General features: G+C 74.2%; 11 protein-coding genes. 3 read left to right on the forward strand and 8 right to left on the reverse strand.

Features of this window, described 5'->3' with window-relative positions:
* Window positions 1-2,580, reverse strand: a complete 2,580-nt coding sequence (locus AC3EN4_RS20180; protein WP_435207318.1) for an FtsK/SpoIIIE domain-containing protein — start codon at window positions 2,578-2,580, stop codon at window positions 1-3.
* 185 nt (window positions 2,581-2,765) lie between these two features.
* On the opposite strand from AC3EN4_RS20180, the gene AC3EN4_RS20185 reads away from it, so the two are divergent.
* Window positions 2,766-4,307 carry a M1 family metallopeptidase gene (locus tag AC3EN4_RS20185; protein ID WP_435207319.1) on the forward strand — a complete coding sequence of 514 codons (1,542 nt, stop codon included), beginning with the start codon at window positions 2,766-2,768 and terminating at the stop codon, window positions 4,305-4,307.
* Between the two features lie 241 nt (window positions 4,308-4,548).
* Here AC3EN4_RS20185 and AC3EN4_RS20190 read toward each other — a convergent pair whose 3' ends face one another.
* The 4 genes from AC3EN4_RS20190 to gltB form a co-directional block, all read right to left on the reverse strand.
* Window positions 4,549-5,076, reverse strand: coding sequence for a hypothetical protein (locus AC3EN4_RS20190; RefSeq protein WP_435207320.1), 528 nt, complete (start codon window positions 5,074-5,076; stop codon window positions 4,549-4,551).
* 58 nt (window positions 5,077-5,134) lie between these two features.
* Complete coding sequence (locus AC3EN4_RS20195) at window positions 5,135-6,520, reverse strand: MFS transporter (RefSeq protein WP_435207321.1); 1,386 nt, start codon at window positions 6,518-6,520, stop codon at window positions 5,135-5,137.
* 169 nt (window positions 6,521-6,689) lie between these two features.
* The gene (locus tag AC3EN4_RS20200) at window positions 6,690-8,210 is read right to left on the reverse strand and encodes a glutamate synthase subunit beta (protein WP_435207322.1); all 1,521 of its coding nucleotides are present in this window, start codon (window positions 8,208-8,210) and stop codon (window positions 6,690-6,692) included.
* On the reverse strand, window positions 8,203-12,906 hold the full coding sequence (gene gltB / locus AC3EN4_RS20205) for a glutamate synthase large subunit (protein WP_435207323.1): 4,704 nt from the start codon (window positions 12,904-12,906) through the stop codon (window positions 8,203-8,205). The genes AC3EN4_RS20200 and gltB overlap by 8 nt, the downstream gene beginning before the upstream one ends.
* A 153-nt stretch (window positions 12,907-13,059) precedes the next feature.
* On the opposite strand from gltB, the gene AC3EN4_RS20210 reads away from it, so the two are divergent.
* Window positions 13,060-13,896 (forward strand): GNAT family N-acetyltransferase, encoded by an 837-nt coding sequence (locus AC3EN4_RS20210; RefSeq protein ID WP_435207368.1) that lies wholly within the window; start codon window positions 13,060-13,062, stop codon window positions 13,894-13,896.
* A gap of 120 nt (window positions 13,897-14,016) precedes the next feature.
* On the opposite strand, the gene AC3EN4_RS20215 is transcribed toward AC3EN4_RS20210, so the two are convergent.
* On the reverse strand, window positions 14,017-15,204 hold the full coding sequence (locus tag AC3EN4_RS20215) for an FAD-dependent oxidoreductase (protein WP_422736016.1): 1,188 nt from the start codon (window positions 15,202-15,204) through the stop codon (window positions 14,017-14,019).
* Between the two features lie 14 nt (window positions 15,205-15,218).
* Complete coding sequence (lgt, locus tag AC3EN4_RS20220; protein WP_435207324.1) at window positions 15,219-16,385, reverse strand: prolipoprotein diacylglyceryl transferase; 1,167 nt, start codon at window positions 16,383-16,385, stop codon at window positions 15,219-15,221.
* Window positions 16,386-16,486: 101 nt separating this feature from the next.
* Between lgt and AC3EN4_RS20225 the strand changes: the two genes are divergently transcribed.
* Window positions 16,487-17,068 (forward strand): NUDIX hydrolase, encoded by a 582-nt coding sequence (locus AC3EN4_RS20225; protein ID WP_435207325.1) that lies wholly within the window; start codon window positions 16,487-16,489, stop codon window positions 17,066-17,068.
* Window positions 17,069-17,236: 168 nt separating this feature from the next.
* Here AC3EN4_RS20225 and trpA read toward each other — a convergent pair whose 3' ends face one another.
* Window positions 17,237-18,040, reverse strand: a complete 804-nt coding sequence (gene trpA / locus AC3EN4_RS20230; protein WP_435207326.1) for a tryptophan synthase subunit alpha — start codon at window positions 18,038-18,040, stop codon at window positions 17,237-17,239.

Raw genomic sequence — 18,040 nt, forward strand, 5'->3', positions numbered from 1 at the left:
TCAGCGCTCCCCGTCCGGCTCGTGCCCGTCGCGGGCGAACGGCACGATCAACCTGGTCCGCTGGTCGTGCCGGTCGACCAGCAGCGCCCGGTCGGCGCGTGGTGTGTAGGCCAGGTCGTGCACCCCGAGGTGCAGGGCCAATTCGGCACCGGGCACGTTGAGCGCGACGAGGCAGGCGACGTCGTCGCGGTTCTGGGTGCCGCCGAGGTCGTCGGCGAGCCGGCGCAGGCCACGCCACCAGCCCAGCAGGTGCACGCCCTGGGCGGGCCCCTGGCGCAGCACGGCACGCAGGTCGTCCAGGCCGGAGCGGAACGTCACCGGGTCGGCCGCCCCGAGCACCGGCGCGGCGGCGTCCATCCCGAACACCACCAGGTATTCCCGGCCGGTCGGCTCGGCGGCCAGTGCGGCGATCCGATCGCGCAGCCCGGCCGCGTCCAGGCGATGCACCTGATGACCGGCGGCGCGTAGCGCGGCCTCGGTCTCGGCGGCGACCGGGTCGGCGGCGGTGACCAGGGAGGCCACCTGGAACCGGACGTCGCCGGGGGTGTGTTGACGGGCCAGGCTCAGCGTCGCCGCGCGCAGCACGTCCGCGCCGGCCGGTGCGGTGCCGACGACCGCGAGATGCCGGCCGGGCGTGGCGTCCATCAGGAACAGCGCGGTGGTGCCGTGCACGTCGACCGTCCGGCCGACCAGCGCCATCGGGCGTCGACCGCCGGGGCGCAGCCCGGCGAAGGTGGGATCGTCCTCGACCCGGGCCGCCTCGTACCCCTTGAAGACCGCCGGGGCCCGCGAGCCCGGCGGGCGGGCCTGCCACAACTCGTGGCGCAGCGCGGCGAGGTCCGCGGCGGCGGCGTGCGCGTCGGGGAAGCGCACGACGGTGTCCGCGCCGACCGCGCCGGCGGCGGTGTTGACCACGGCGGTGCCGATCGGCAGCGCCCCGGCGGCGTCGTTGAGCTGGTCGAGGACACCGCCGCCGCCGGGCAGCGCCACCCGCAGCGCGAACTGCCCGAAGATCGCCTCGGCCCGACCGTAGAGCGCCTCGATCCCGGTCATGCTCTGACTGGCCAACACCAGGTGGATGCCGTACGAGCGGCCCTTGCGGGCCAATTCCTCCAGCAGGTCGACCGATTCGCGGGCCAGGGCGTCGTTGCCAGCCAGGAGCACGTGGAACTCGTCGATGACGGCCACGATGCGCGGCAGCGGACTGTCCCGCGGCAGGTCGGCGAGCTTGGTGACGCCGTGCCGCTTCAGCGCGGTGGCCCGCCGCTGTGCCTCGCGGCGCAGCTCCCGCAGAACGGCCAGGCCGTACTCGCGGTCGGACTCGATGCCGACCGCGCGCGCGTGCGGCAGCCAGGACGGGTCGCGGCCGGTGGGCACGAACTCGGTGAAGCTCACGCCCTCCTTGAAGTCGAGCAGGTAGAGCTGCAACTCGGCGGGCGAGTACCGCGCGGCCAGCCCGTACAGGACGTCGAGGAGGAAGACCGTCTTGCCCGCGCCGGTCCGCCCACCGACCAACCAGTGCGGGGTGACGTCGTCGAAGGCGACCGTCAGCGCGGTGTCGAAGGCGACCGTCAGCGGCCTGGCGGCGGCGACCGTCAGGGGCGTGGCGGCGGCGCGGCCGACGACCGTACGCAGGCCGTTGGCCGCCGACTCGGCCCAGCGTCGCTCGGGCAGCAGCGCGGCGAAGGGCAGCGCGTCGGCGCGGCGGGCGACGGCGCCGACGTGCTCGGCGAGCGCGCGCACCGAGGCCGGCGGCGGGTCACCGTCGAGCAGCACGAGGGCGGCGAGGCCACTGCCGTCGGCGCTGAACGGGGCGCCGGGCGGATCGCCGACGTGCGCGTACCCGTCAGCCAGCCGGACGGCGGTGGTGCTGCCCAGCGGCGGCGACGTCTCGCCGGGCAGCCGGGACGGATGGCCGGCCAGGAGCACGCAGACGGCGGCGGCCGGGCCGGCGTGGGTGAGCGCGGCGAGTCGGGCCAGCTCCCGGGGCGCGGGGGCGGCGGTGGCGACCACCAGCAGCAGCTGCCGGGTGGCGGGCTCGGCGTGCTGGGCGGCGCGGGCGTGCCGTTCGGCGGCGTCCAGCAGGGCGGTCACCTCGGCCTCGCTGGTGGCCGGCGGGTCGAGCACCCCGGCGTCGAGCAGCGGGCGCAGCGGACCGAAGGTCGCGCCCAGCGCGGCGGTGTCGATGCCGGCGACCCGGACCCGGCCGGGCGGCGCGGTGGCCACCAGTCGCAGCACCAAGGCCCGCAGCAGCGCGGCGACCCGCCCGTCCCGTGCGTCGGTGTCCAGGGCCAGGTGGTGGCCGCCGCCGAGCGGCACGAGCACCGCGAACCCGCCGTCCTCGGTGGACGCCTCGCCGACGCGTACCGCCACCGGGTCGTCGGTCAGCGTGGCGACGCCGGGAGTCGGTGTGGCCAACGCGCCGCCGAGGCGCGCGAGCCGGGCGATGAGGTCGGCCCCACCGGCCCGGGGCGCCGGGGGCGGCGCCGCGCCGAGCACGGCCCGGGCCGCGTCCAGATGGGTACGGGCCGCCCGGTGCGCGGTGACCGCCTGCCCGTACGCCGACGCGAGCCTGCCCACGCATCGCCTCCCACGCCACGACCGTCCGGTTCGGGCAAACCCTAACGGACAGCGGTGACGCCGGGACAGTAACCGACCCGCGCGTTGGGATCGTGGCGACGAGGAGGCCCGCGCGGCGGGCCAGCGACGTTCACGGTTGTCGATTAGGTTTGCGGTGCGAAAACCCGATGGAGGGAGTGCACCTCGTGCGTCGAGTCCTCACGGCGGCCACCGCCGCCCTGACCCTCACCACCGCCGGCACCATGCTCACCGGCGTGCCCGCCGCAGCCAGCCCGACGGCCTGGGGCCGACCGGTCGTCACCGCCGCACCGCAACCCGGAGCGGCCGGCCTGGGCGACACCTACTACGCCGACTACGGCAACGGTGGCTACGACGTCTCGCACTACGACGTCCGGCTGCGCTACGAACCGGCCACCGACCGGCTCACCGGCACCACGACGATCCTCGCCACCGCGACGCAGGACCTGTCGGCGTTCAACCTGGACTTCCTGCTCGACGTCGAGTCGGTGCGGGTCAACGGCTGGGAGGCCGAGACCGGCACCGCGGGCACCCACGAGCTGGTCGTCACCCCGGCCCGCACCATCACCCGGGGTCAGCAGCTCACCATCGTGGTGCGCTACGCCGGGGTGCCGTCCGAGACCCTGGTCGGCGGCTACACCGGATGGACGCGTACCGACGACGGGGCGCTCGCGGTCAACGAGCCCGAGTCGGCCTGGTGGTGGTTCCCGAGCAACGACCACCCGCTGGACAAGGCGACCTTCGACATCTCCGTGTCGGTGCCCACCGGCGTCGAGGTGATCAGCAACGGCGTGCAGCCTCGGCCGCCACTGGCCGAGGCGGGCAACCGCACCCGCTGGATCTGGCGGACCACCTCCCCCACCGCCACCTACCTGGCGTTCATCGCCATCGGCCAGTACGACATCGTCACCGACACCACGCCGGGCGGCCAGCCGGTGGTCAACGCGTACAGCGCGTCGCTGGGCGCGCTCGGGCCGGCCGCGCGGGCCAGCATCGAGCGCACCGGTGAGATCGTCGACTGGGAGAGCGGGATCTTCGGCCCGTACCCGTTCGAGGCGCAGGGTGGCGTGGCCGGCCCGGTGGACGGCATCGGCTTCGCCCTGGAGACGCAGACCCGCCCGGTGTACGGCCCGGGCTTCTGGCGGCGCGGCGCCAACACGTACGTGGTGGCCCACGAGAACGCCCACCAGTGGTTCGGCGACTCGGTCTCGGTGGCCGAGTGGCGCAACATCTGGCTCAACGAGGGCTTCGCCTCGTACGCCGAGTGGCTCTGGTCCGAGGAGCAGGGCGAGGGCACCGCGCAGGAGGTCTTCGACTTCGCCTACGCCAGCTACCCGGCCGACGACGAGTTCTGGCAGGTGCTGCCGGGTGACCCGGGCGCGAACCGGGTGTTCGACGACGCGGTCTACGACCGGGGCGCGATGACCCTGCACCAGCTTCGGCTGGCCGTGGGCGATGACGCGTTCTTCGCGATCCTGCCGGCGTGGACGGCCGAACACCGGTACGGCAACGGCACCATCGAGCAGTTCCAGGCCCTGGCCGAACGGATCTCCGGTCTGGACCTGGACGATCTCTTCACCACCTGGCTGTTCACCGCCGGCCGCCCCGACGTGGCCACCGCTGCCCGCAAGGCCGCCCCGCCGGCCGAGCCGAAGTCCTGGTCCAAGATCCGCGACTCCCACGAGGCGCACCGCCTGCTGTCGCACTAGCGGCAGTCGTCACCCGGAAAGGCCCGTCGCCCGTGCGGCGGGCCTTTCCGCGTACCCGCTGGTCCCGCCGGAGCGATCTCACCTGCCACCGCTGCGCCCCGCCGCCTCTCCCCCACGCGTCCTTTGCTCTGCTTCAACGGACGCAACACCGGTTGTCCGACTATCGGACGTGCGGTGTTGCGTGGAGTGAAGCAGAGCAAAGGACGCGCAGAGGTGGTCAACCGCCGGGCCGGCGTCGTCGTCATCTGTCGGATTCGGGGTCGACCGGGTCGCGCGCCGGCTCGGCCGTGCTCGCCTCGACGGCGCGGATGTGTCGGTAGGCGAACCAGAGCGGCGGGAACGCGCCGACCGCGAAGGAGAGGTCGACGAGCGTCCAGAACCACGGGATGTCCCGGATCGGGCCGCAGATCAGCGCCAACGGGACGATGCCCGCGCAGGCGATCATGCCGACCTGCACCACCCAGACGTTGCGCACCGGGTCACGCAGCGGCCCCCAGAACGCTACCGCCAGCACCAGGTGGGCGAAGGCCAGCCAGTCGGTGCCGTAGAGCAGGAACGGGTAGTCCCGGTCCGCCGTCACCAGTCCGGTGTGGACCCGCTCGACCCAGTTGACGAGCGCCGGGAACTGGCCGGCGAGCGGGTCCAGCGCGCGCAGCAGCCAGCGCACCTCGATCTCCAGTGGAAACGCGGTGGCCCCGCTCAGGAAGAGGCCGATCAGCACGATCCACAGCCACCGGCGGGTACGCCGCAACCGCTCCTCGTTGTCCATGATCGCAGCGTAACGATGATCTTCGTGTCGCCTGGTCCCGGAAGCGGTGACCGCTGTCTCAGTGCCGCGCGGCCTCACCGGCGAGGGCCAGTTCGCCCAGCCGCAGCGGACGCGCGGCGGTGCCACCGGTGGCGACGACGCAGACCGCACCGGCGGGCCGTACGACGCGGGCCGCCCGCCACGCCACTCGACGTACCGGATGGCGCGGCCGGGGAACGACAAGCGTGAGGGAGGCGGCACGGCCGTGTTGCCGGTCCAGGGCGACCGCCGCCGCCGTGGTGGCGATCGCGGCGACCGAGCCGGCCAGCACGAGCGTCTGCCGTGGCCCGGCGTGTTCCGCCAGCCAGCCCAGCAGCGGGGCGCCGACCGCGGCCGAGACCGATCCGGTGACCGCGAGGGCGGCCAGCACCCGGCCGCGCATCGCGCCGTCGGTGTCGAGTTGGGCGCGGGTGCCGACGGTGGTGTCGATGACGACCGCGGCGGCGGCGATCGGGAGGATCACCGCGGCGAAGCTCCAGACGCCCGGGACGAGACCCGCGACGATCTGCAGTCCGCTGGCCACCAGGCCGGCGCCGACCAGCGTCCCGTAGCTGAGCGACCGTCGCCGGGCGGCGACGAGCGCGCCGACCACCGTGCCGACCGCGAACACCGTCGACAGGACGCCGTAGCCGGCCGCGCCGGCGGCCAACGGCCCGTCGCTCATCGCTGCCATCGTCACCTGGTAGTTGCGGCCCAGGCTGCCCAGTACGAACGACAGGGCGAGCGCGAGCAGCAGCACGGGTTGTCCGCGCAGGTAGGCGAACCCGGCACGTACCCCATGGCGGGTCGGGCCGTCGGCGGCCACCGCGCCGGCCACGGCCCCCGGTCGTACCGCGAGCAGCGCCACCACCACGGCGGCGAAGCTCACCGCGTTGAGGCCGAAGAGCAGCGCCGGGCCGACGGCGGCGACACCGACCGCCCCGAGGCTCATGCCAAGGATGCGTCCGGCGGAGTTGGTGAGCGAACCGAGCGCCAGCGCGTTGCCCAGCGTCTCGCGGTCCACCAGGGTCGAGGACCAGCGGCCCATGACCGGTCCCTCGATCGCCGAGACAGCGCCACTGGCCAACGAGATCGCGAAGATCAGCGGCAGGCCGCCGACGCCGGTCAGGGCGACCGCCGCGAGGCTCGCGGCGAACGTGGCGTGGGCCAGCTGGGCGGCGATCAGCAGCGGACGGGCGGGCAGACGATCGGCCAGCACCCCGCCCCAGACGCTCAGCAGCAGCGTGGGGGCCGCCTGGAGCAGTACGGCGAGGCCCATCGAGGTCGCCGAGCCGGTCTCCTTCAGCACGTACCAGTTGACTCCGAGGACCTGCATCCAGGTGCCGATGACGGAGACGAAACCGGCGAGCGCCCAGATCCGGTAGTTGCGGTGGCGCAGCGCGGCGAAGGTGGCACCCGTGGCCACGACGAACCTCCAGCGATCGACGACATGACGGCATGCCGATCGCGGCGCGGTTCGGCGGTCGACAAGTCTTGCCGACTCAAACCTTTTTGCCCAGATTTGTGAATGGTTTCACCTCGGGGAATGTCCGGCCGGCCCGGCGAAACCGCCGCGCCGGCCGGACCCCCCTCAGCTAGCGGGCGGCCAGCGGCTGCGCGGCCGGGCCGACCGGGGCCGGCAGCGCGCCGACACCACCCAGGTAGCCGTGGATCGCGGAGGCCGCCGCCCGTCCCTCGGCGATGGCCCAGACGATCAGCGACGCGCCGCGGTGCATGTCACCGGCCACGAACACGCCGTCGACGGCGGTCTGCCAGTCGTCCCGGGCGTCGACGGCGCCCCGGGCGTTGCGGGCCACCCCGAACTGCTCCAGCAGCGGCTGCCGCTCGGTGCCCTCGAACCCGATCGCCAGCAGCACCAGGTCCGCGGGCAACTCCCGCTCCGAGCCGGGCACCACGGTCACCACCCGCCGGCCGTCCACCTTCTCGACCGTCACCTCGGCGATCCGTACCGCCCGCACCTGGCCGGTGCCGTCGTCCACGAACTCCTGCACCGCCACGGCGAAGACCCGCTCGCCGCCCTCCTCGTGCGCCGGGTAGTTGCGCAGGACCCACGGCCAGGTCGGCCACGGGTCCCGGGCCTCGTCGCGCTCGGTCGGCGGCTGCGGGTACAGGTCGAGCTGGTGCACGCCCGCCGCGCCCTGCCGGTGTGCGACACCGAGGCAGTCCGCCGCCGTGTCGCCACCACCGATGATCACGACGTGCTTGCCGGCCGCGTCGATCGGGGTGCCGTCGGGCAGCACCGCCCGCGCCAACCGGTGCTCGGCGGCCTCGTCGGTGGTCGCCGTGGCGACCGCCCGATTGGCCGCGACCAGGTGCGCCATCGCCTGGTGTACGCCCCGCAGCGCCCGCCCCGGTGTCTCCGGAGTGTCCCGACCCTGCAACGCGCCGCAGGCCAGCAGCACCGCGTCGTGCTCGGCACGCAACTGCTCGGCGGTGACGTCGACGCCCACGTTCACGCCGGTGCAAAAGCGCACCCCCTCGGCGGTGAGCTGGGCCAACCGGGCGTCGATGTGCCGCTTCTCCAACTTGAAGTCGGGGATGCCGTACCGCAGCAGACCGCCGACCGCGTCGTCGCGCTCGTACACCGTCACGGCGTGACCGGCGCGGGCGAGCTGCTGGGCGGCGGCGAGACCGGCGGGTCCGGAGCCGACGACGGCCACCGACCGGCCCGACGGCGCCGGGATCGGGCGCGGGGTGAACCCGCGCGCCGCCGCGGCGTCGGCGATCTCCACCTCGACCTGCTTGATGGTCACCGGTTGGCCGCCGGCGATGCCGAGCACGCACGCCGCCTCGCAGGGCGCCGGGCAGAGCCGCCCGGTGAACTCCGGGAAGTTGTTGGTGGCGTGCAGCGACTCCACGGCGGCGTCCCAGTTGCCGGTCCGCACCAGGTCGTTCCAGTCCGGGATGCGGTTGCCCAGCGGGCAGCCGTCGTGGCAGAACGGGATGCCGCAGTCCATGCATCGGGTGGCCTGCTCGCGGATCAGCTCCTCGCCGGCCGGCGGGTAGACCTCGCGCCAGTCGCTGATCCGTACCGGCACCGGCCGGCGGGCCGGCAGACGCCGGTCGTAGCGCAGGAAACCGTTCGGGTCAGGCACGAGCCACCTCCGGGGCGGCCGCCCGCGGCGCGGGCGGCACGGGCGCGGCGGGCGCGCTGAGCGCGCTCATGACCGCGTCGTCGACGTCATGGCCGGCGGCTTCGGCGGCCTTCATGATCTCCAGCACCCGGCGGTAGTCGCGGGGCACCACGGCGGTGAACTCGGCCACCGCCTCTGGCCAGCGCTTGAGCAGCTCCTCGGCGACCGCCGAACCGGTCTCCGCGACGTGCCGCTGGACCAGCTCGTGCAGCAGCGTCTGCTCCTGCTCGCGCAGCGGGGCCAGGTCGACCAGCTCCGCGTTGACCCGGGACCGGTCCAACCGGTGCACGAACGCGGTGCCGCCCGACATGCCGGCGGCGAAGTTGCGGCCGGTCGCGCCGAGCACCACCACGGTGCCGCCGGTCATGTACTCACAGCCGTGGTCGCCGACGCCCTCGACGACGGCGACCGCGCCGGAGTTGCGCACCGCGAACCGCTCCCCCACCCGGCCGCGCAGGAAGACCTCGCCCGCCGTCGCGCCGTACAGGATGGTGTTGCCGGCGATGATCTGGTCCTCCGCGCGCTGCCCCGGCTCGGCGTCGGGGTCGAGGAACGGCGCGGCGGCGTCCGGACGGACGATGAGACGTCCGCCGGAGAGGCCCTTGCCGACGTAGTCGTTGGCGTCGCCGTGCAGCCGCAGGGTGACGCCCTTCGGCAGGAACGCGCCGAAGGACTGGCCGGCGGTGCCGTGCAGCACGAACTCGATGGTGTCCTCGGGCAGGCCGTCGCCGCCGAAGCGGCGGGTCACCTCGCCACCGAGCATCGCGCCGACGCTGCGGTGCTCGTTGCGCACCGCGACCTCGACCCGCACCGGCGCGCCCTCGGTGAACGCCGGGGCGGCCAGCGCGATCAGCTCGTTGTCCAGCGCGTGCTCCAGGCCGTGGTCCTGGGCGCGTACGCCGCGGCGGACGGTGCCGGCGGGCAGCTCCGGCAGGTGCAGGACGGGGGCCAGGTCGAGGCCGTGGGCCTTCCAGTGCGACAGCGCCGGGGCCACGTCGAGCAGCTCGCTCTGCCCGATCGCCTCCTCGATGGAGCGCAGGCCCAGCTCGGCCAGGTAGCCCCGGACCTCCTCGGCGAGGAAGAGGAAGAAGTTCTCCACGAACTCCGGGGTGCCCGTGTACCGCTCACGCAGCACCGGGTTCTGGGTGGCGATGCCGACCGGGCAGGTGTCCAGGTGACAGACCCGCATCATCACGCAGCCCGAGACGATCAGCGGCGCGGTCGCGAAGCCGAACTCCTCCGCGCCGAGCAGCGCCGCGACCAGGACGTCCCGGCCGGTCTTGAGCTGGCCGTCGACCTGCACGGTGACCCGGTCGCGCAGCTTGTTGAGCAGCAGCGTCTGCTGCGCCTCGGCCAGGCCCAGCTCCCACGGGGTGCCGGCGTGCTTGAGCGAGTTCATCGGGGACGCGCCGGTGCCGCCGTCGTGACCGGAGATCAGGATGACGTCGGCCTTGAGCTTGGCCACGCCGGCGGCGACGGTGCCGACGCCCACCTCGCTGACCAGCTTGACGTGCACCCGGGCCGCCGGGTTGACGCACTTCAGGTCGTGCACGAGCTGGGCGAGGTCCTCGATCGAGTAGATGTCGTGGTGCGGCGGCGGCGAGATGAGGCCGACGCCGGGGGTGGCGTGCCGGGTACGGGCGATCCACGGCCAGACCTTGTTGCCGGGCAGCTGGCCGCCCTCGCCGGGCTTCGCGCCCTGGGCCATCTTGATCTGGAGGTCGTCGGCGTTGACCAGGTATTCGCTGGTCACGCCGAACCGGCCGCTGGCGATCTGCTTGACCGAGGAGCGGCGCAGCGGGTCGTGCAGCCGCTCGACGTCCTCGCCGCCCTCGCCGGTGTTGGACTTGCCGCCCAGGCGGTTCATCGCGACGGCGAGCGTCTCGTGGGCCTCGGCCGAGATCGAGCCGTACGACATCGCGCCGGTGGCGAACCGCTTGACGATCTCGGTGGCCGGCTCGACCTCCTCGATCGGCACCGGCGGACGCACCCCGGTGCGCAGGGTGAACAGGCCCCGCAGCGAGCCGGCCTGCGCGGCGAGCGCGTCCACCTTCGACGTGTACTGGCGGAACACGTCGTACTGCCGGCTGCGGGTGGCGTGTTGCAGCAGGAAGACCGTCTCCGGGTTGAACAGGTGCAGCTCACCCTCGCGGCGCCACTGGTACTCGCCGCCGACCTCCAGCCGGTCCGAGTCGGCGGTGCCCGCCGGCGGCCAGGCCAGCGCGTGCCGGGCGGCCACCTCGGCGTGCACGCCGGCCAGCCCGACGCCGCCGATCCGGCTCGGGGTGCCCCGGAAGTACCTGTCGATCAGCCGGCTGTCCAGGCCGACCGCCTCGAAGACCTGCGCGCCGCAGTACGACGAGACCGTCGAGATACCCATCTTGGACATGATCTTGAGGACGCCCTTGCCGAGCGCCTTGGCGTAGTTGTGCACCGCCTTCGTCGACTCGACGCCGACGAGTGCGCCCGTGGAGATCATGTCTTCCACGGACTCGAACGCCAGGTACGGGTTGACCGCCGCCGCGCCGTACCCGATCAGGACCGCCGCGTGGTGCACCTCCCGGCAGTCGCCGGACTCCACGATCAGCGCCGCCTGCGTCCGCGTCTGCTCGCGGACCAGGTGCTGGTGCACGGCGGCGGTGAGCAGCAGCGACGGGATCGGCGCGAGATCGGCGTTGGAGTCCCGGTCGGAGAGCACCAGGATGCGCACGCCGTCCTCGATGGCCTCGGAGACGTGCCGGCAGATCTCGATGAGCCGCGCCTTGATCCCGGCCGCGCCCTCGCGCACGCGGTACAGCCCGGAGACCCGGACGGCCTTGAAGCCGGGCAGGTCACCGTCCTCGTCGATGGAGAGGATCTTCGCCAGCTCGTCGTTGTCGATGATCGGGTGCGGCAGGACGATCTGCCGGCAGCTCGCCGCGGTCGGGTCGAGCAGGTTGCCCTCCGGCCCGATCGTCGACGCCAGGCTGGTCACCAGCTCCTCGCGGATGGCGTCCAGCGGCGGGTTGGTGACCTGCGCGAAGAGCTGGTGGAAGTAGTCGTAGAGCAGTCGTGGCCGGGTCGACAGCGGCGCGATCGGGGTGTCCGTGCCCATCGAGCCCAGCGGCTCCGCGCCGGTCCGCGCCATCGGCGCGAGCAGGACCTTCAACTCTTCCTGGGTGTAGCCGAAGGTCTGCTGGCGGCGACGCACCGAGTCGTGGGTGTAGACGGTGTGCTCGCGGGCCGGCAGGTCGTCCAGCTCGATCAGCCCGGCGTGCAGCCACTCGGCGTACGGCTCGGCGGCGGCCAACTCGGACTTGATCTCGTCGTCGTGCACGATCCGCCCGGCCACGGTGTCGACCAGGAACATCCGGCCCGGCTGGAGCCGGCCCTTGGCCACCACGCGGGCCGGGTCGAGGTCGAGCACGCCCGCCTCGGAGCCGAGCACCACGAGACCGTCGCTGGTCTGCCACCAGCGCCCCGGGCGCAGCCCGTTGCGGTCCAGCACCGCGCCGACGATCTCGCCGTCGGTGAAGGCGACCGACGCCGGCCCGTCCCACGGCTCCATCAGGCTCGCGTGGAAGCGGTAGAACGCCCGCTTGTCCGGCTGCATGCCGGGGTCGTTCTCCCACGCCTCCGGGATCATCATCAGCACCGCGTGCGGCAGGCTCCGACCGGCCAGGTGCAGCAGCTCCAGCACCTCGTCGAAGTTCGCCGAGTCGGAGGCGGCGGGGGTGCAGACCGGGAAGACCCGCCGAATGTTGCCCGGCACGTTCGGCGAGCGCAGCAGCGCCTCGCGGGCCTGCATCCAGTTCCGGTTGCCGCGGATCGTGTTGATCTCGCCGTTGTGGGCGATGAACCGGTACGGGTGGGCCAGCGGCCACGAGGGGAACGTGTTGGTGGAGAAGCGGGAGTGCACGAGCGCGATGGCGCTGTCGACCCGCTCGTCGCGCAGGTCCGGGTAGAACGCCGGCAACTGGTCGGGCGTGAGCATGCCCTTGTAGACCATGGTGCGGCTGGACAGCGACGGAAAGTACGCCGGTACGCCCCGCTCGGCGGTCTCCCGCTCGGCCTGCTTGCGCAGGCAGAACGCCACCCGGTCCAGCTCGATGCCGCGCAGCGGAGAGCCGGCCGGCCCGGCGGGCGAGTCGGTGAGGCGGTGCGCGGCCACGAAGACCTGTCGGACCCGGGGCATGGCCGCCAGGGCGGTCTCGCCGAGCCCGTCCGGCTCGATCGGCACGTCCCGCCAGCCCAGCAGGTCAGCGCCCTCGACCAGCGCGTACTTCTCGACCACCCGACGGGCGCGCGCCTCGGCGGCGTCGTCGTCGGGCAGGAAGACCAGGCCGGTCGCGTACTCGCCGGCCGGCGGCAGCGGAACCTCGGCGACGGCACGCAGGAACGCGTCCGGCACCTGGATCATGATGCCGGCGCCGTCGCCGGTGTTGGGCTCCGCGCCCCGGGCACCGCGGTGGTCCAGGCGGCAGAGCGCGCCGAGCCCGTTGGCGACGACGGAGTGGGACCGTCGGCCGTACAGGTCCGCCACGAAGGCCACCCCGCAGGCGTCGTGCTCCTGCGCCGGGTCGTAGAGGCCCTGGGCCTCCGGGCGGGGGCCGGGCGTGGGGGACGCCTGCGGGCTGTGCGGGTGCGGCTGTGTCGAATCCGCGTACGGCTGAGCCACCGGGCCTCCTGTCGTCACTCAGGTTGGATCATGGTGGGGACGACGTCGGCCCGTGGGTCTATTGAGTCTACGTTAGGGCTGGGGGCACAAGGCCACTCAAGATTGATCACACCGTCCAGAGTCTGGGACGTGTAGTCTCGCGCGGTGGATTCGGTGCGCAAGGACATCTTCGACCGGTTGGAACGTTTCTACGACGCCGTGCCCCGGGACGTCGCCGGTGTCGAGGAACACGGCGCGCTGGTGCTGTTCGTCCGCGAGGGCGCCGGCTGGCCGTTCTACGCCCGGCCCCGGATCGGCGCCACCGAGACGCCGTCGCTGGCCGACGTGACGTCCGTACGGGCCCGCCAGCGCGAGCTGGGCCTGCCGGAGGCCTTCGAGTGGGTGCACGAGACGACCCCGGAGCTTCTCGCGGTGGCCCGCTCGGCCGGGCTGTCCGTGCTGGAGGCCCCGCTGATGGTCCTCGACCCGGCCGCCCTGCCCGACCCGGCGACGCTCTCCGACGTACCCGTGCGGGTGCTGGCGGCGGACTCGCCCGACTTCGCCGCGGACGTGGCCGCCCGGCGGGCCGTGGCGGCCGTGGCGTTCGGCGTCCCCGGCACCGCGCCCGGCGAGGCCGGACCGGCCGAGCGGGACGCGGCGGTCACCGAGCTGGAGCTGGCCGCCCTCGACGAGGAGCGCGCCCGCATCGCCGACGGCCGACGGATCTCCGCGCTGGCCGGCACGCCGACCGAGGGCGCGCTGGCCAGCGGCATGGCGATGCGGGTGGACGACGTCGCCGAGATCGCCGGAGTGGCCACCCTGCCGGCCGCCCGCCGACGCGGGATGGGTGCCGCGCTGACGGCCACCCTCGCCCGGGAACTGCTCGCCGCCGGTACCGGGCTCGTCTTCCTCTCCGCCGGCAGCGAGGAGATCGCCCGGGTCTACCTGCGGGCCGGCTTCCGCCGCATCGGCACCGCCTGCATCGCCGAACCCGCCGCCCTGGTCCCCTGAGCCGCCCGGCCGACGCCCGGCCGGCCGGCCCAGCACGAGCCGGTCAGGCCGGCCCAGCACGAGCCGGTCAGGCCGGCCCAGCACGAGCCGGTCAGGCCAGGCCGGGCCGGCACGAGCCGGTCAGGCCGGGGGACGCCACTGGGCCGCGGAGGCGGCGGCGCTGGAGAGCAGCCGTGAGTTGATCGTGCCGAGCGCGGCGTCGCGGGCCCGCAGCGCCAGCCGGCCCCGGGTCTGCAACACCGCCGACATGCGCCGGGTCTGCCGGACCACGGTCGCCGCCCGGGGACGGCGTACCCGGTCGTAGGTCTGCACGGCGTCCGGTAGCCGGGCCTCGCGCAGCAGCGAGGCGAGGGTGGCGGCGTCCTCGAAGGCGAGGCACGCGCCCTGCCCGAGGTGCGGCGGCATGGCGTGCGCCGCGTCGCCGAGCAGCACCACCCCACCCGGCCCGACGCCGAAGCCGTACGCGCGGGGCAGCGGACGAAGCTCGCGCACCTCCTGCTGGACCAGATCACTCGGGTCGGTGGCGTCGAGCAGCGCGCCGATCGGCGCGGGCCAGCCGGCGTACCAGCGGCGCAGCAGAGCGAGTTGGGTCTCCGGCGGCTCCGGGCGGGGCGCGCCGGCCGCCGTGGCCACCCAGTAGATGCCACCGCGCGTGGAGCCACCCGAGGAGCCCCGCTCGCCCAGCGAGGCGGCCACGAAGCGGTAGCCCGCGCCGAGCACCTCGCCGGCGATCGGCGCATCGGCGGGCAGCCGGGGTGCCCGGTACCAGGGGATGACGGCCCGCCAGGCGGCGCAGCCGGAGCTGACGACGCCGGCTTCGGGGGCCAGTTGGCGGCGGATGACGCTGTCCGTACCGTCGGCGGCGACCACCAGGTCGGCCTCGATCGTGTGCCGGCCGTCGCTCACCCCCGGCCGTTCACCCGGATCGACGCGGACGTGCCGCACGGTCACCCCGGTACGCAGCTCGACCCGGTCGCCGAGGCCGGCGATCAGGGCGTCGTGCAGGTCCTCCCGGTGCACCACCACGGGCATCCGGTCGGCCGGCGTCGGCCGGGGCTGCACCAGCCAGTGCCCGTCCGGACGGCGTACCCCGCCGTCGGGCAGTGGCGTGGCGATGGCGGCCAGCCCGGCGCCCAGGCCGAGGGCCTGCAACGCGCGGACGCCGTTGGGCCAGAGCACCACGGCGGTCGGCTCGGGGCGGACCCGCTCGGCACGGTCCAGGAGGGTGACCTGCCACCCGGACCGGGCCAGCGCGCCGGCGACCGCGAGGCCACCGACCCCGGCACCGACCACCACCGCGCTTCGCATCGGACCGCCCCCGCTCAGCTGTCCCGGTCGGCGGGGCGTACGCCGGTGGCGTCGGCCCGGGCCTCGTCGCGCGCCTCGGGCGTGCCGGCGGCCTGGTCACCGTCGGTCGCGTCGTCGGCGGAAGGCTCCGCGTCCTCCGGGCGCACCTCGTCGGCCGCCTCCGGTGGCGCCACGCCGGTGTCCCGCCAGGTGTCGTACTGCTCCTCGCTGACCACCCGGTAGCCCTCCGGGGCGGCGGCGCGGGCGCTCGTCTCACGGGCGGAGATGTCGACCTGGGACAGGTCGGAGTCGGTGGACGGCGTGGGGGTGGCCGCCGCGCCGATCGGGATCAGGTACTCCCGGGGGCCACGGACCCGCACGAAGTAGGCCAGCGCGCCGAGGAAGACCAGGGCCGCGGTCCAGACGTTGAGCCGTACGCCGAGGATCTGGTTCGCCTCGTCGGTGCGCATCAACTCGATCCAGAACCGGCCGGCGGTGTAACCCATCACGTACAGCGCGAACGCCCGGCCCCGGCCGAGCCGGAAACGCCGGTCCAGCAGCAGGACCAGTACCGCCACCCCGACGTTCCACACCAGCTCGTAGAGGAACGTCGGGTGGTAGAGGCCCGGTTCGAGGATCGGCTGGCCGGCGTCGTCGCGCAGCGCGTGCCCCGGATTGTCCGGGTCCATCCGGTGGATCTCCAGGCCCCACGGCAGCGTCGTCCGGCCGCCGAACAGCTCGTTGTTGAACCAGTTGCCGAGCCGGCCGACCGCCTGGGCCAGCGGCAGTCCGGGAGCGAGCGCGTCGGCCACCACGGTGAGCGGGATGCCGAGCTGTCGGGCCGCGATCCAGGCGCCCACCGCGCCTCCCGCGACCGCGCCCCAGATGCCGAGGCCGCCCTCCCAGATGTAGAACGCCTTCAGCGGTTCACCGCCGGCGCCGAAGTACTTCTCCGGCGAGGTGATCACGTGGTAGAGCCGGGCCCCGATGATGCCCGCGGGCACCGCCCAGACGGCGATGTCGAGCACCGCACCCGGCGCGGCACCACGCCGGCGCAGCCGGCGCTCGGTCATCCAGCAGGCCAGCACGATGCCGGCGATGATGCACAGCGCGTACGCCCGCAGCGGAAACGGCCCGAGCTGCCAGACAGCGGTGCTGGGACTGGGCAGGGCCGCCTGGGGGGACAGCGAGGCGATGGTCACGGGTGCACACGCTACCGCTGCGCACCCCCGCAGCGGCACCCCGGGCCGCCGCGAGCGGAACCCGATGACTTCTGGTTTGCGCCGCCGTAGGCTCTTTGTCCATGAGCGCGCTCACCTGGGCGGTCGCCGCGGTCGTCACCGACGCCGCCGGCCGGGTGCTGCTCTGCCGGCAGGGCCGGGGCGAGCGCCGGTACGCGCTGCCCGGCGGCCGTCTCCGTCCGGCGGAGAGCCCGGTACGCGCGGCGCTGCGCGACATCCGCGCCGAGACCGGCCGGGAGATCGACCTCGTCGACCTGATCGGCCTGTACCACCTCGCGGCGACCGCCACGCACACGCCGGCCGGGCGGGCCGGACCGCTGCCCGACATCCTGGTGCACGTGTTCCGCGCCCGCGCCGCCGACGACGACGGTTCGACCGCCGAACCCCGGCCGGGTTGCCGGCTGACGTGGCACATTCCCACGGCGCTGCCCGATACCGTCACCCCGCTCACCCGGATGGCCGTCACCGACGCGCTCGGCGGCCGCTCCGGCGTACTGCGGGCCGTGACCCGGAGCGGGCCCACGTCCGAGGGAGAACCGGCCGCGCGGGCGTGGCCGGTCGCTGCTCGCGACGATCGGCCGGAGGCCGGTCAGCCCCCTGGACAGCGCGGCGAGACGGCGACGGACCCGTCCCTCAGGCGCTGACTCGACACACCGGCCCCCGCGCCGGGCGAACGGTCGTCGGCGAGCCTGTGCACCGGGAGCGCACCCGCCAGAGAGCCTGATGCCTGTGCGTCATCAAGATGACGCACAGGCATCACGGTCTTCGACGCACGGCAGGCCCGGCGCCCGCGCCGCGAACGGTCCGAACGGTCAGCGGGCCGGGTTGCGGACGCCCTCGGCCAGTTCGGCGCTCAGGGTACGCAGCGCGGCCAGCCCTTCGGCCTCGGAGGAGGCGTCCAGCACGCACCGGACCAGCGCGCTGCCGACGATGACGCCGTCGGCGTACCCGGCGACGGTGCTCGCCTGCGCGCCCGTGCCCACCCCCAGGCCGACCCCGACGGGCAGGTCGGTGACCCCGCGCACCCGGGAGACGAGCGTCGGAGCGGCGTCGGAGGTCTGCGCCCGCGCGCCGGTCACCCCCATCACCGCCGTGGCGTAGACGAAGCCCCGGCAGTGCTCGACGGTCATCGCGAGCCGGGCGTCGGTGGACGACGGCGACACCAGGAAGGTGCGGTCCAGCCCGTGGGCGTCCGAGGCGGCCAGCCACTCGGCCGCCTCGTCGGGAATCAGGTCCGGCGTGATCAGGCCGGTGCCACCGGCGGCGGCCAGGTCACGGGCGAACACGTCCACGCCGTACCGCTCGACGGGGTTCCAGTAGGTCATGGTGACGACCGGAGCGCCGGTCGCCGCGACGGCCTCGATGACGCGCATCGTGTCGGCCGTACGGACCCCGCCGGCCAGCGCGATGTCGCTGGCCTTCTGGATGACCGGCCCGTCCATCACCGGATCGGAGTACGGGATCTCCACCTCGATGACGTCGACGCCGGCCTCGACCATCGCCGTCATGGCCGCGATGCTGCCCTGCACGGACGGGAACCCGGCCGGCATGCAACCCACCAGGACGGCCCGTCCGTCGGCCCGGGCCTTGTCGAAGGCCACTCCGATACGACTCAC

This window comes from Micromonospora sp. bgisy143, from assembly GCF_057708145.1.